This is a genomic window from Streptosporangium sp. NPDC049078, assembly GCF_040648855.1.
In the GTDB taxonomy this organism is placed as follows: Bacteria; Actinomycetota; Actinomycetes; order Streptosporangiales; family Streptosporangiaceae; genus Streptosporangium.
The window spans coordinates 207,934-221,514 of the sequence record NZ_JBEZEL010000010.1 but is presented as its reverse complement, the minus strand read 5'-3'; the positions used below and the strand labels follow the sequence as shown (position 1 = coordinate 221,514).

General features: G+C 68.5%; 14 protein-coding genes and 1 riboswitch. Of the genes, 9 read left to right on the top strand and 5 right to left on the bottom strand.

Annotated features, from left to right (window positions below):
- Positions 1-18: 18 nt before the first annotated feature.
- The gene (locus AB0B90_RS19040) at positions 19-636 is read right to left on the bottom strand and encodes a TetR/AcrR family transcriptional regulator (RefSeq protein WP_362923730.1); all 618 of its coding nucleotides are present in this window, start codon (positions 634-636) and stop codon (positions 19-21) included.
- A gap of 92 nt (positions 637-728) precedes the next feature.
- Between AB0B90_RS19040 and AB0B90_RS19035 the strand changes: the two genes are divergently transcribed.
- From AB0B90_RS19035 to metE, 3 genes are all read left to right on the top strand, one after another.
- Positions 729-1,688 (top strand): 2-dehydropantoate 2-reductase N-terminal domain-containing protein, encoded by a 960-nt coding sequence (locus AB0B90_RS19035; RefSeq protein WP_362923728.1) that lies wholly within the window; start codon positions 729-731, stop codon positions 1,686-1,688.
- Positions 1,689-1,957: 269 nt separating this feature from the next.
- Entirely contained in the window at positions 1,958-2,779 is an 822-nt protein-coding gene (locus AB0B90_RS19030; protein WP_362923726.1) for a hypothetical protein, read from the top strand.
- Positions 2,780-2,849: 70 nt separating this feature from the next.
- Positions 2,850-3,041: riboswitch (cobalamin riboswitch) on the top strand.
- Positions 3,042-3,159: 118 nt separating this feature from the next.
- Positions 3,160-5,394: a 5-methyltetrahydropteroyltriglutamate--homocysteine S-methyltransferase gene (gene metE, locus AB0B90_RS19025; RefSeq protein WP_362923724.1), complete on the top strand. Its 2,235-nt coding sequence runs from the start codon at positions 3,160-3,162 to the stop codon at positions 5,392-5,394.
- Positions 5,395-5,490: 96 nt separating this feature from the next.
- Here metE and AB0B90_RS19020 read toward each other — a convergent pair whose 3' ends face one another.
- Together AB0B90_RS19020 and AB0B90_RS19015 are read right to left on the bottom strand one after the other, a co-directional pair.
- Positions 5,491-6,288 (bottom strand): hemerythrin domain-containing protein, encoded by a 798-nt coding sequence (locus AB0B90_RS19020; protein ID WP_350949915.1) that lies wholly within the window; start codon positions 6,286-6,288, stop codon positions 5,491-5,493.
- Between the two features lie 256 nt (positions 6,289-6,544).
- Positions 6,545-6,769 carry a Fe-Mn family superoxide dismutase gene (locus tag AB0B90_RS19015; RefSeq protein ID WP_362923853.1) on the bottom strand — a complete coding sequence of 75 codons (225 nt, stop codon included), beginning with the start codon at positions 6,767-6,769 and terminating at the stop codon, positions 6,545-6,547.
- Between the two features lie 168 nt (positions 6,770-6,937).
- Between AB0B90_RS19015 and AB0B90_RS19010 the strand changes: the two genes are divergently transcribed.
- The 4 genes from AB0B90_RS19010 to AB0B90_RS18995 all read left to right on the top strand — a co-directional run bounded on the left by AB0B90_RS19010 (position 6,938) and on the right by AB0B90_RS18995 (position 10,773).
- Positions 6,938-8,026: an ABC transporter substrate-binding protein gene (locus AB0B90_RS19010; RefSeq protein WP_362923722.1), complete on the top strand. Its 1,089-nt coding sequence runs from the start codon at positions 6,938-6,940 to the stop codon at positions 8,024-8,026.
- 56 nt (positions 8,027-8,082) lie between these two features.
- Entirely contained in the window at positions 8,083-9,132 is a 1,050-nt protein-coding gene (locus tag AB0B90_RS19005) for an iron ABC transporter permease (protein WP_350949917.1), read from the top strand.
- On the top strand, positions 9,129-9,872 hold the full coding sequence (locus AB0B90_RS19000) for an ABC transporter ATP-binding protein (protein WP_362923720.1): 744 nt from the start codon (positions 9,129-9,131) through the stop codon (positions 9,870-9,872). The genes AB0B90_RS19005 and AB0B90_RS19000 overlap by 4 nt, the downstream gene beginning before the upstream one ends.
- 133 nt (positions 9,873-10,005) lie before the next feature.
- Positions 10,006-10,773 carry a class I SAM-dependent methyltransferase gene (locus tag AB0B90_RS18995; RefSeq protein ID WP_350949919.1) on the top strand — a complete coding sequence of 256 codons (768 nt, stop codon included), beginning with the start codon at positions 10,006-10,008 and terminating at the stop codon, positions 10,771-10,773.
- Between the two features lie 153 nt (positions 10,774-10,926).
- Here AB0B90_RS18995 and AB0B90_RS18990 read toward each other — a convergent pair whose 3' ends face one another.
- Both AB0B90_RS18990 and AB0B90_RS18985 read right to left on the bottom strand, forming a co-directional pair.
- Entirely contained in the window at positions 10,927-11,238 is a 312-nt protein-coding gene (locus AB0B90_RS18990) for a helix-turn-helix domain-containing protein (RefSeq protein WP_350949957.1), read from the bottom strand.
- A gap of 177 nt (positions 11,239-11,415) precedes the next feature.
- Complete coding sequence (locus tag AB0B90_RS18985) at positions 11,416-12,000, bottom strand: TetR/AcrR family transcriptional regulator (RefSeq protein ID WP_362923718.1); 585 nt, start codon at positions 11,998-12,000, stop codon at positions 11,416-11,418.
- 131 nt (positions 12,001-12,131) lie between these two features.
- Here AB0B90_RS18985 and AB0B90_RS18980 point away from each other — a divergent pair, with 131 nt between their 5' ends.
- Both AB0B90_RS18980 and AB0B90_RS18975 read left to right on the top strand, forming a co-directional pair.
- Positions 12,132-12,605 carry a nuclear transport factor 2 family protein gene (locus tag AB0B90_RS18980; RefSeq protein WP_350949921.1) on the top strand — a complete coding sequence of 158 codons (474 nt, stop codon included), beginning with the start codon at positions 12,132-12,134 and terminating at the stop codon, positions 12,603-12,605.
- A 245-nt stretch (positions 12,606-12,850) separates the two neighbouring features.
- A complete protein-coding gene (locus AB0B90_RS18975) occupies positions 12,851-13,396 on the top strand; it encodes a hypothetical protein (protein ID WP_362923716.1) in 546 nt (181 codons plus the stop codon).
- Positions 13,397-13,581 lie beyond the last annotated feature (185 nt).

The following is a 13,581-nucleotide window of genomic DNA, read 5'->3' as shown; positions in this document are numbered from 1 at the left end:
GCCGATCGCGGGGTGGCCTCACTTCACGTCGGGGCTCTCCTGTTCACGCTCCCGCGGACCGTCGCCTGAGTACGACCGGCGCAGCCCGTCCAGCAGGAGGGTGATGACACCGTCGGCCTCGGCCCGCCAATGGGGGCGGTCGTGGGCCGCGCCGATGCCGTGCAGTGCCATCATGACGGCGCCGGCATTCACGTCGTCGCGGATGGCGCCGTCTTTCGCGGCGGTGGCCACGAGGTCGGTGACGGCCTGCTCCAGTGCCTTGCTGCCTTCGGCGAGTACGCCCGAACGGGTGGCCATGAGTGTGGCCAGTGTCCGGGCGAGGCCGTGGTGGGTGTCCAGGTAGCCGACCGTGTCGCGCAGGAAGGTGGCCAGTGCCTCCGGTGCGGGCAGTGTGGCCTGTAGTCGGCGGGCGCGGTCGCACAGCGTGGCGACTTCTCCGTGGTAGACCGCCTCGGCCAGTGCCTCCCGGGTGGGGAAGTGGCGGTACAGCGTGCCGGTGCCCACGCCGGCCAGTTGGGCGAAGTCGTCGAAGCGCAGGTCGAAGAAGTCGCCGGTGTCGAAGATCTCCCGGGCTTTGGCGATCAGGGCCTCGCGGTTGCGCCGGGCGTCGGCGCGTAGTGGTTTGTCGGCGGTCATGTGCTACCTCGCGTTGACAAGTGGAGACTGTCTCCATATCTTCAAAGAAGTGGAGATGACCTCCAATTCGATTGTATCCCATGAGGTGCGGCGTGAAGATCCTGATGTTCGGCCGAGGCGTGATCGCCACCATCTACGGCTGGGCCCTGGAGAGGGCCGGTCACGACGTCGAGTTCTACGTCCGGCCCGGACGCGCGGCGACGTACGGCGAAGCGATAGACCTCGACCTGCTCGACGCACGACGGCGGCCGTGGGGAGAACGCGTCGTCGAGAGGTGGCCGGTACGCCTGCGCGAGACGCTGGAGCCCGACCACGACTTCGACCTGATCGTGCTCAGCGTGTCGCACCACCGCCTCGCCGAGGCGGCGGCCTTCCTAGCCTCGCGCGTCGGCCGGGCCACGGTGCTGGTCTTCGGCAACATCTGGACCGAGCCGCCGGCCGCGATCGGCGACCTCCCCTGCGATCAGGTCGCCTGGGGCTTTCCCGGCTCCGGCGGCGGCTTCGGCGAAGACGGCGTGCTCCGTGGGACGCTGCTGCCGTCGGTCGTCTTCGGCACCCTCGGCCCGCCCCCGACCGACCGGGAGCGGGCCGTACGCCAGGCGTTTCGCGAGGCCGGACTCCGGCTCAAGGAGCGGCCTGACTTCCGCGGCTGGCTGTGGGTCCATTTCGCGTCGGGTGCCGGCCTGCACTCACAAGGCTTGCGGCTGGGCTCGTTGTCCAAGCTGGCCGGGGCAAGGAGCGACCTGCGCGAAGGGCTGCTGGCCGGCCGGGAGCTTCTGCCGCTCCTCCGGGCGCGCGGTGTCGACCTGCGACGTCATCGGGGCGGTGTGCTGGTGTTGCGTGCGCCCGCCTGGCTGACGGCCCCCGTGCTCGCCTGGCTGACCGCTCATGTCGCGCTCGCGCGCGTGAATTTCGCGGCGCACTCCGATCCCGACGCCGAGGAGCCGCGTGAGGTCTGCCGGGACACCCTGGCCGAAGCACGACGGTTGGGCATCTCGGTACCGCGACTGGAAGCGGCGGAACCGCACTTCGCCCGCGCGATGACGGACTGAGTGAACGGCCACCCATGACAGCGGAGTACGGGCAACCGGCCGCGCTTCACTTCGGCAGGCAACCGGGGCGACCAGGACACGGGCCGGCATCGGCACCACGCCTGCTCCGCAACGGCGAGAGCCCGGTCACAACCGTCCTCCGCCCGCGTAACGGCGCCGGACCGTGCCTTCCGGAGTGCGCCAAGAGACCCAAGTTATTTGACGAACGGACTTCGCCGCACCGGGAGCGGCTGGATGAACCCTTCAGGGCGGCGGAGCGTCCCTTAGGTGTGAAGAAATTGCTTTTGACCATTGCGGTGCTTGCGTCGTTGTGCGCCTGCGGCCAGTCCGGTGCCGGTCCGGCACTCACTGTGGCCGGAAGCGAGACGATCGTGTTGCCGCGGGCCGATCAGCCCAAAGCGCATCGGCCCACCCTGGAGCGGCTCAAGCGAGAGGCAGCGTCGTCGGGTCGGCCTTTGGAGGAGGTCGTCAAGCGGTACGCGACCCGGGTGGCTGCTACCTCGTCGCCCAAGCCGACGGACTTCGAGGGTTACGACCCCGCGGTGACCGACCCGGGCGTGACGATCGACGGCATTCCCTACGCCGAGTTGGTCGACCTTGGGACCATCGCCAGATCGGAGGGCATCTCCTACGAGGAGGCCATCGACCGCTTCGGTTCGCAGTCGTCCAACAGTCAGGTGATCGACAAACTTAATACGGAGTTTCCCGACGAGATCTCCGGCGTCAGGTACGTCGACGACCAGCGAGGGCTGCGCGTCGGCTTCAAGGGGCCCATTCCGACTCGCGCGATCGAGTTGGCCAGGACCCTCCCCGTGGAGGTCACCCTGATCGGCGGCAAGGGATTCTCGGCCGCGGAGCTTCGGGAGGCCCAGGACACGGTCGTGTCCTGGCTCCAATCCCGTCCTGAGGTGGCCACGATGACGACGCACCCAGATGACGAGACCGGCCACGTCAAGGTCACAGTTCAGCCGAAGATGATGCCGGACGATGCGGAGGAGTTCAAGCGTGGGCTTCAGCTCCCGCAAGTGGACAATCCGCACATCACCATCGAGGTCACGCTCTCCGCCGAATCGGTCGCCGTTCGCCCGTAGTGAGCCACCGACGCGCACACGACTGGGCCCGAACGGTGGCCGGGCCGTTAAGCTCTCCGGTGTGGATGGTTCGCCCGTCTCCTTCGGGGGTGGGCGTCGTAAGAGGGAACCCGGTGTGAATCCGGGACTGCCCCGCAGCGGTAAGCAGGAACGACCGCCGTCACAAGCACTGGGCGCGTGCCTGGGAAGCGACGGCCAGTAGGTCATGCCTCAGGCATGGTGCCCGCGAGTCCGAAGACCTGCCTCCGCCCGCGTGCCGCTCGGCGCGCGGTGGTCCGCGGCCTCGTGGGAGGGCCTGGGACGCGCTCGCCGGGGGCCTGCTCCGCGTTGCGTTTCTCTCTCCTGCCTGGCCGCATACTGGCGAGACGAGGGAAGTTGCCATGAGGACGACCGTTTTGGGCTACCCGCGCATCGGCGCGCATCGGGAGCTCAAATTCGCCACCGAGGATTTCTGGGCCGGCACGATCGGCGCCGACGAGCTGGAGGCGACCGCCGCGTCGCTGCGCGGCTCGGTCTGGACCGAGCTGCGTGACGCGGGCCTTGATGCGATCCCGTCGAACACGTTCTCGTTCTACGACCAGGTGCTCGACACCACGGTCATGATCGACGCCGTGCCGACGCGTTACCGCGACCTCACCGGGCTCGACCGGTACTTCGCGATGGCGCGAGGCACTGCCGAGCTTCCGCCCCTGGAGATGACCAAATGGTTTGACACCAACTACCACTACATCGTCCCCGAGATGGCGTTGGACACCCGGTTCCAGCTCGCCGGAGGCTCGGCCGCCAAGCCCGTGGCCGAGTATCTGGAGGCCAGGAATCTGGGGATCGAGACGCGGCCCGTGCTCGTCGGCCCGCTCACCTATCTCCTGCTGGCCAAGGCCGCGCCGAACTCACCTGAGGGATTCACCCCGCTCGACCTGCTGGACTCCCTGGTGGAGACCTACGCCGAGTTGCTGGAACGGCTGGCGGGCGCGGGCGCGCAATGGGTGCAGTTCGACGAGCCTGTCCTGGCCCGCGACCTCGGGGCCCGGGAGATCGACGCGCTCGGGCGGGCCTACCGGCGGCTTGGCGGCCTGCCCAGCCGTCCGAAGATCCTGCTCGCCACGTACTTCGGCGCCGTCGGTGCGCAGGCGCTGCGGACGATCGCTTCCACCGAGGTCGAGGCGATCGGGCTCGACTTCGTCGCCGGACCCGGCAACCTGGAGGCGGTGGCCTCGGTCGGCGGGCTGGCCCGCAAGACCTTGGTCGCCGGGGTGGTCGACGGCAGGAACGTGTGGCGCGCCGACCCGGCGCGGGTGAAGTCGACGTATGCGGTCCTGCTCGGGTTCGCCGACACGGTGGAGCTGAGCAGTTCCTGTTCACTGCTGCACGTCCCGATCGACCTCGACAGTGAGGCGGCGCTGGACCCGGCGGTCCGGGCGCGGCTGGCGTTCGCCCGGCAGAAGGTCGCCGAGCTGGTCGGTCTCGCCGCCGACCTGCGCTCCGAGAACCCGTCGGCCGTGAAACCCCCTGTCGTACCGGCCGATCCCGACGTCCGGGCCCGGCTGGAGGCTCTTGGTGACGCGCGGCGGGCCGATCGGGCGGTCCGGTTCGCGGCGCAGCGGGCCAAACTGGGACTGCCCGAGCTGGCCACGACGACGATCGGCTCGTTCCCGCAGACCGCGGAGATCCGCAAGGCCCGCGCGGACCGTAAGGCGGGACGGATCGACGAGAACGCCTACGTCGAGGCGATGCGCACCGAGATCGCCCGCGTGATCACGCTTCAGGAGGAGCTCGGCCTGGACGTGCTCGTCCACGGCGAGCCCGAGCGCAACGACATGGTCCAGTACTTCGCCGAGCGACTCGACGGCTACGCCGCCACCGACCACGGCTGGGTCCAGTCGTACGGTTCCCGCTGCGTGCGCCCGCCGATCCTGCACGGCGACGTCTCACGCCCCGAGCCGATGACGGTGGAGTGGGCCTCCTACGCCCAGTCGCTCACGTCCAGGCCGGTCAAGGGCATGCTCACCGGGCCGGTGACGATGCTGGCCTGGTCGTTCGTCCGCGACGACCAGCCCTTGGCGCAGACCGCCCGCCAGGTGGCCCTCGCGCTCCGGGACGAGATCACGGATCTGGAGGCCGCCGGGATCGGGATCATCCAGGTGGACGAGCCGGCGCTGCGCGAGCTCCTGCCGCTCCGAAAGGACGACCAGGAGGTCTATCTGGCCTGGGCGGTCGGGGCGTTCCGGCTGGCCACCTCCGGCGCCGCCGACTCCACCCAGATCCACACCCACATGTGCTACTCGGAGTTCGGCGAGATCATCAGCCCGATCGCCGACCTGGACGCCGACGTCACCAGCGTCGAGGCCGCCCGCTCCCACATGGAGCTGTTGCCCTACCTGACCGAGGTCGGCTACGCCAACGGCATCGGCCCCGGCGTCTACGACATCCACTCACCGCGCGTCCCGACCGCCGAGGAGATCGAGGACAACCTGCGCAACGCCCTCCAGGCCGTTTCGGCCGACCGTCTGTGGGTCAACCCCGACTGCGGGCTGAAGACCCGCGGCTACCCCGAGACGCGAGCAGCCCTGGCCAACATGGTCGCCGCCGCCCGAGCTGTCCGAGCGGATCTCTGATCAGTGCCGCTTCCCGGCCCGAAGCCCTGCTTCGGGCCGGCGTTCAGGAAGCTTCCTGGCCACACACCGCATGATCGCGTTCAAGTCATCGACAGCTCACCCCCGGGGAGTGAACTGGGCCAGGTCGTAGATGCCGAGGCTCTTCTCGATGTCGGCCACCTGGTTGACGACGCCTGCGAAGCCGGCCGTACCGAAACGGCGGTGTTCCTCGTCTTCGAAGATCTCGCCCAACTCGGCGAACTGCTTGGCGGAGACGACTTCGCGCAGGGCGGGGAAGACGACGGTGTCCTCGCGCGCCTCGTGCGGTTCGTACATGCGGACGAAGGCGGCCATGTCGGCGACCAGGGCGCGGCGGGCCTGGGCGGACGGCGTCGCGACGCCGGTGGTGCCGGTGGCGTTCAGGATGCGGCCGGTCACCGTGCGTCCGCGCCGATGTTGCTGGAGCAGCACCGTGACGGTGCCGGTGAGCTTGCCGGCCTTGACCAGCGGCGGGAAGACGTACTTCTCTTCCAGGCGCTCGTGGTACTCCTCGATGAAGGAGCGGATGAGACCCGCCGAGGCGTGCAGCGCCTGGGCCGGTACGGTTTGGCCGCCGTCGATGCGCCGGATCCCGTCCCGGTAGATGAGCAGGATGCGCTTGAGCACACCGTGCTCGCGCATCAGATCCTCAGGTGGGGTAACGGGTTCGATCTGCTCGGCCGGGGCGGAAGGCGTCGGCGAGGTGGCGTAGGAGACGTTGGTGGTATGCGTCCCGCAAGCCGTCAGCGCCGATCCGCAGACCACCACGACCGGCAGGCCGAGCAACTCGCGCCGGTGCACAGGCGGCCTGTCGGCGCACGTCTGGTCGTCCTGTCCCACCGGCCGCATCCCGAGCCCCCAATTCATCTGCCGCATGCCCGCGCATCACGGGCATGCCCGGGTTCAGGCGATCCGATACGACGAATCGGGTAATGCCTGATCAAGGCCCCGATCAGGGGACGATCTGCCAGGGGCGCATCATCTCGGTGTTCTCGTGGCCCCCATGACGCTCCCAGGAAACCGGGTGATGACGTGGGAGGCGACTATCTGGATGTGCAGGGGGCGGCGCCCGGCCGTCCTGTTGGACCATTCACCAAGGAAGGACGGACGGTCGGGCGCCGCGGTCATGAGGTCAGGCGCCCTTGGCCGCGTCGAAGCGGGCGATGACGTCGTTCCAGTTGATCAGTGACCACAGCTGCTCGACGTAGTCGGGGCGCACGTTGCGGTACTGCAGGTAGTAGGCGTGCTCCCAGGCGTCGAAGACCAGCAGCGGGGTGGTGTTCACACCGACGTTGCCGTGATGGTCGTACACCTGCCCCACCACCAGGCGTCGGCTCAGCGGTTCCCAGGCCAGGATGCCCCAGCCCGATTACCTGTGGGTGTGCCGTGTTCTCCACCTCGCACGGAAGGCCCCTCCGATCATCGCCGACCTAGTGCGACTTGCTGGCAATTGCAACTTATGTGCAGAATGTGGTGCTTTGATGCACAACGATCGTTTGATCTCGAACCTCCGGAGACTCACCACATGAGCCGCCCGCCCCGCATCACCCCGACCATCTGGCGGCGACGCGCCACCGAAGGCGGTACCCCGATCATGAGAAGACTGCTCGTCCTGGCAGTCGCTCTGACGCTGACCGCCTGCTCACCGGCTCCCGCCACTCAAGGGACCGGCCAGAAGGCCGAACAGGCGGCGGCGCCGCAGGCCGGTTTCCCGGTCACGGTGGAGAACTGCGGGCGCGAGCTCACGTTCGACAAGCCGCCCGCCAAGGTGGTGACCGGCTACCACCCCTCTCTGGAGACTCTGTTCGCGCTCGGTCTGGGCGATCAGGTCGCCGGGCGCACGAACTTTTCCGAGAGCCCGTTCCTGCCGGGGCAGCAGGAGCAGTACGCCAAGATCCCGGAGATCTCCGGCACGATCATGCTGCCGCAGAAAGAGGTCATGCTCTCCCAGGGCGCGGACTTCGTCCTGGACAACGCGATGGCCGGCTTCGACGCCGCCGGCGGTTACGCCACCGTGGAGGAGCTGGACGCGGCCGGCTCCCCGGTGTACATCCTGGGCGGCTGGTGCAGCCCCGAGGAGGTGCTCGAGTTCACCATCGACGACACCTACACCGACCTGCGCAATCTCGGCGCCATCTTCGGTGTCCCCGACCGCGCCGACGCGCTGATCGCCGAACTTCAGGGCAGGCTCGCCGATGTCACGAAGCGCGTCGCCGGCCGTAGCCCGGTCAAGGTGCTGGCCACCGACGGCGGCAAGGGCCCGGTCAACGCCTACGGCGGCTCGGGCATCACCCACCAGATGATCACCGCCGCCGGCGGGACGAACGTGCTGGCCGACGTCAAGGGCGACTACACCGAGGTCAGCGCCGAGAAGGTCAGCGCCGCCCAGCCCGAGGCCGTCCTGATCAGCGACTACTCCACCCTGCGCGGCGAGGACATGCCAAGCTCACCGGCCAAGGCCGCCGAGGCCTTCGCCATCGCCAAGAACAGCCCCGCGGCCAAGGAGCAGCGCTACCTCGCACTCCCCGTGGCGGCCCAGCACCCCGGCTACCGCAACATCCTGGCCATCGCCGACATCGCCCGCTTCCTGCACCCCGACGCCTTCACCCGGTGACCGGCGCGACCCGGCAGAGCCCGGCACAGACCGGGCTCGTGCCGAAGAGGCGCCGCGTGAGCGGGTTTCTCCTGCTCATCGCCGTGCTCGCCGTCGCCGTCGTCGCCTCGACCTGGCTGGCGGTGAGCATCGGCGCGGTGCACGTCGCGCTGCCCCAAGCCTGGGGCATCGTCGCCGACCGTCTCCTGCCCGGCGTCCTGACCGATGGGGGAGCGCGCACCTGGACCCCGGTGCAGGAGCAGATCGTGTGGGAGTTCCGGCTGCCACGCGCGCTGCTGGCACTCCTGGTCGGGGCCGGGCTCTCTGTGGTCGGCGCGGTGCTGCAGGCCCTGGTACGCAACCCGCTGGCCGACCCGTTCCTGCTCGGCATCTCCTCCGGCGCCTCGTTCGGCGCGGTGCTCGTGCTGATTCTGGGCGCCTCGGCGCTGGGCGGGCTGTCACTGTCGGCTGCGGCCTTCGCCGGATCCCTGCTCTCGCTCGCCCTGGTGTACACGCTGGCGCAGCGGTCCGGCCGCCTGTCCCCGTCCCGGCTCGTGCTGGCCGGGGTGGCGCTGGCCTACCTGTTCCAGGCCGCCTACAGCTTCGTCCTGCAGCTGGCCCAGAGCGGCCGGGCCGCACAGCAGGTGCTGTTCTGGCTGATGGGGAGCCTCGGCGGCGCCCGCTGGCACATGCTGCCGTTGCCGGCCGTCGTCCTCGCCGCCGGGGTGACGTACCTGCTGCTGCAGCACCGTCCGCTGAACGCGCTCGCCGCCGGAGAGGAGACGGCCGTCTCGCTCGGCGTGAACGTGCACCGCTTCCGCCTGATTCTGTTCGTGCTGACCTCACTGCTGGTCGGCGTGCTGGTGGCCACCAGCGGCGCGATCGCGTTCGTCGGCCTGATCGTGCCGCACGCCGCCCGGCTGCTGGTGGGCGCCGACCACCGCCGCGTGTTGCCCGTCAGTGCCCTGCTCGGAGCGGTGTTCCTGCAGTTCGTGGACATCGCCGCGCGCACCGTCAACGCGCCGCAGGAACTGGCGCTCAGTATCGTCACCGCCCTGTTCGGCGTGCCGTTCTTCCTGTGGCTGCTGCGCCGCCGCTCCGTGGACCGGGCGGTGAGCGTCACGTGAAACTCGATCTGCGCGGCGTGTCCGTCACACTGGACGGCCACCCGATCGTGCACGAGGCCGACCTGGTGGTGGACGACGGCGAGTTCGTCGGCCTGGTCGGGCCGAACGGTTGCGGCAAGTCCACCCTGCTGCGTTCGATCTACCGGGCGCTGCGCCCCGCCGCCGGGCTCATCACCGTCGACGGTGACGACGTGCACCGGCTGCCCGCCCGCCAGGCCGCCCGTCGCACCGCCGTGGTCGCCCAGGAGACCCCGTCCGACCTCGACTTCACGGTGGCCGAGATCGTCTTCATGGGCCGCACCCCCTACAGGGCCGACGCCGCCGGCGACGAGGAGCTGTGCGCGCGGGCGCTGGAGCGCGTCGGCCTGGCCGGCGCCACCGAGCGGATCTTCGCCACCCTGTCCGGCGGGGAGAAACAACGCGTCCTGCTCGCCCGCGCCCTGGCCCAGCAGACCCGCCTGCTGCTGCTGGACGAGCCCACCTCCCACCTCGACATCCGCCACCAGCTGGAGATCCTGCATCTGGTGCGCGAGCTGGGCATCGCCACCCTCGCCGTGCTGCACGACCTCAACCAGGCCGCCGCCTTCTGTGACCGCCTCTACGTGATGAACGCCGGCCGCATCGTGACCGGCGGGCCGCCCGAGCAGGTCCTCACCCCGGACCTGATCTGTCAGGTGTACGGCGTGCGCGCCGTACACCGAACCCAGCTCGTCTTCGAGCGGCTCAAGGAGGAGCGGTGATTCCCTGACCGCCGCCCCTGTCGCCGTTCATCCGGGTGGCGCCGCGTGTCCTTGCCGCCGTTCAGCACGGCCATCTACGTGGGACTCTCCAGCAACATCGCTTGAGCGCCGTCGGGGGACTATCGTGCTCAGCGTGTCCGATCGCGCGCTGAGCTTCGGAATGATGGCGCAAGCCTACGAACGGTTCCGGCCGGGATATCCCGAGGAGCTTTTCGACACGGTAGCGGCGTACGCCGCCCGGCCGTTGAGGACCGCCCTCGAAATCGGTGCCGGCACGGGCAAGGCGACCCGCCTGTTCGCCGAGCGAGGGGTCGCGGTGACCGCGACCGAGCCCGATGAGGCCATGCTCACCGAGCTGCGCAAGCACGTACCGGCACATGTCAGGACCGTGCGAGCCGCGTTCGAGGATCTGCGGCCGGGGGAGAGGTACGACCTGGTCTACGCGGCCGCGGCATTGCATTGGACGAGCCCGGAGGATCGGTGGTCACGGATGGCTTCGCTGGTGGAGCCGGGCGGAGTGGTCGCCTCGTTCGGCGGGCCGATCGAGCCGGCCGACCCGGCCGTGGCGCGCACCGTCCGCGCGGCACGGGCACCGTTCCTGGCGAGAGATGATGTCCCGTCCCCGGATGGGACACCTCCGGAGGCGGAGATGCAGTGGCCGGGCACCGAGCTTCAACGGTCCGAATGGTTCACCGATGTCCGGCAAGCCGTGATCGAACGCCGCTTCACGCTGACCGCCGACGCTTACATCGGCCACCTCTCGACCGTCTCGGCCTATCTCGTCCTGCCGGACGCGGAGCGCGAGCAGGTGTTTCGCCAGATCAGGAGGGTTCTACCGGAGACGGTCGAGATCACCGCCGACGTCACCGTTCACCTCGCACGCCGCCGCTACGAACCGTAGCCGGAGTCTGAGGTGATCGATTCCAAGCGCAGAGATCATGATCGGCGGTGAGGACAACCGGTGGAGCCGCAGGTGATGCGTCATCCAGCTTGAAAAGCTGAAGTGCCAGGCCAATGGGGAGAACCGAATTCGGTCGGTTCTCCCTGCGGCGCGTCAGGCTTCACGTGCATCTAATATTTCCGGCATGTGTGCCTGTGACCAGGCGCAGCAGGCGGCCATGGGTTCGTGAAGCGTCCGGCCGAGTGAGGTCAGCTCGTATTCGACTCGCGGGGGCATCTCAGGGTAGACGGTGCGTTCGATCGCGCGGAGCGTCTCCGTAAGCACCTTCGGTGTAATTCCACGCAGTGGGATCTGCAATTCCGAGAAACGCCGAGGTCCGGATTCAAGGCACCGGATTATTCGCCCCGTCCATTTATCGCCGATTCGGATGAGAGGGACCTCCGAGGCGCGGCACCCCGCGAACATGTCTGGATCGAGTGGCTGTCTCACGAAGAGAGCCTACGTGGGGGCAGACCAAGTAAGCCAGAAAGGGGCAGACCACAGGTCAGAGGCCCTATCGATGCATGGTCGGTGACCATTTGCGCTGGCTTGGTTGCGATTCAGCGAACAACGAGGCATGTTGTGATCATCTGTCGCTACTTGTCATCGCCGTAGTTCTGGGAGATCAGGGCCGGGATGCGTGTGCATCAGGAGGCACGCAGCGTCTCGTGCCTGGTGTGCGATTTCGGGTGTGCCGAAGATCGCTGCGGTGGTGATCGCTCCTTCGGCGAGGAGCGCGAGCTGATCGGCCAGTTTGGCGGGCCGCCCAGATGCCTTCACGAGCCGGGCGAGGTAGTCGTGGAAGGCCCTCTTGTGCTGCTGGGCCTGCTCGGCGACCTCGGGCGAGACGGCGCCCAACTCGCCGAAGGAGTTGATGAAGGCGCATCCGCGGTAATCCGGCTCACAGAACCACTTGTGCAGCCAGTCGAACACCGCGGCGATCCGCTCCTCGGGCGTCGGCTGCGCCTCGACGTAGTCGGCGAGAGCCCGCTGCCACCGTGAATCCCGCTGCTGCAGGAATTCCAGCACGAGCGCTTCCTTGGAGGGGAACAGCTGGTAGAGGCGCTTGAGAGACACCCCGGAGGCGTTGCGTACCGCATCCATCCCGACCGCCTGGATGCCCCGGCTGTAGAACAGCTCCTGGGCTGCGTCGAGCACCCGTTCCCGTGCCGCTTCCCGATCCACCATCTGTGCCCCCTTGCGCGGAGAACCGACGTTCTCTACTCTAGCAAGTAGTTGAGAGAACGAACGTTCTCCGATGTTTCCAGGGCTCACCGGACCTGCGGTGAGTCCCCGGAGTTCGAAGGAGTTGAGTCGACATGGCTGACACGACCCGCCCGCCGGTGCCACCGTTCACCCGGGAGACGGCCATCGAGAAGGTCCGATTGGCCGAGGACGCGTGGAACACCCGCGACCCACAGAAGGTGTCGCTGGGCTACACGGTGGACTCCCGCTGGCGCAACCGCTCGGAGTTCGCCACGGGCCGAGACGAGATCGTCGCGTTGCTGACCCGCAAGTGGAACACCGAGCTCGACTACCGGCTGATCAAGGAGCTGTGGGCCTACGACGGCAACCGCATCGCCGTGCGCTTCGCCTACGAGCACCGCGACGATGCCGGGAACTGGTACCGCTCCTACGGCAACGAGAACTGGGAATACGACGAGCACGGCCTGATGCACACCCGCCACGCCTCCATCAACACCCTCCCCATCGCCGAATCCGAGCGCAAGTACTTCTGGCCGCTGGGCCGCCGTCCCGACGACCACCCCGGCCTCAGCGATCTCGGCTTCTGAGGGCGCCTTCTCGGCAACCACCGAAAACCGTACAGTCCCACGGACCGCTGAGTGGCGGTCTGAACGTGTGAGTCCCGCTGATCACCGAGGACGCCGGGCGGGTGCTGCTCGTCAAGCCCGCCGACGATGGGGTGGAGGAACCCGCGGGCAGCCATTCACACCGACAAAGGGCCTGATTCACCGGCAGCGCCAGCGACCCGCTGCCGCCACGCGATGACCCGCGCCGGCGCACCTTCAACCTCGACATGGTCGCCTCCGGCTGGGCCGCGACCTTCCTCATCTACCCCTCTCTGCCCTCAACGGCCGACCTGACGCTGCTGGTCGCCGACGCCGAGACCGCCTGGGCCGAAAAACGCGGAGTGTGGGCGCAGTTCGGCGAGGATCTGCTGCTGGGCTATGAGTACCGGGCCTGCATCAAACTCGGCGCCCGCGACCTGCCCGACGGCCCGGCCGCCACGATCGGGCAGGCGTTTCAGCGGGTGTGTGTGGACCTGCGCACCCTGGCCGAGGTCGGCCTCTACGGCTACCACCAGGTGCCCCCGCGCAGCGGCTGTGGATCTGGACCACCGATCTGGACCAGGCCCGCCGCGACCTGCCCATCACTTCCTGACCTCACCCACCTTGGGCGCAACCGCCCCTTGCCAACATGGGCCGGGGGATCAGGTTGGTTCTGGCGGCGGAGGTTCGGTTACTGGGTCCGCCGGCGCCGTGCTGGTTTCGGCGGGGACGGCCGGCCTTGGGGCCTGGGGCTGGGTCACTCGTCGAGGAACGGGTCAAGAGAGCGGCCATGACGATGACCAGGACGGCGGCCGCGCTGATGTCAATCGCTGCTGCCGCGGTCCTGCGGGAGTGAGTACGCACCCGGATTCGCCGACCGCTAGACAGCCTGCGCATGTGGGACCTAACCGGTCGTTTGCCCATTCCCAGACCGTACGAAGGCGTGTAGCCACTGACCAGGTGACGGTTTGGCGTGTGG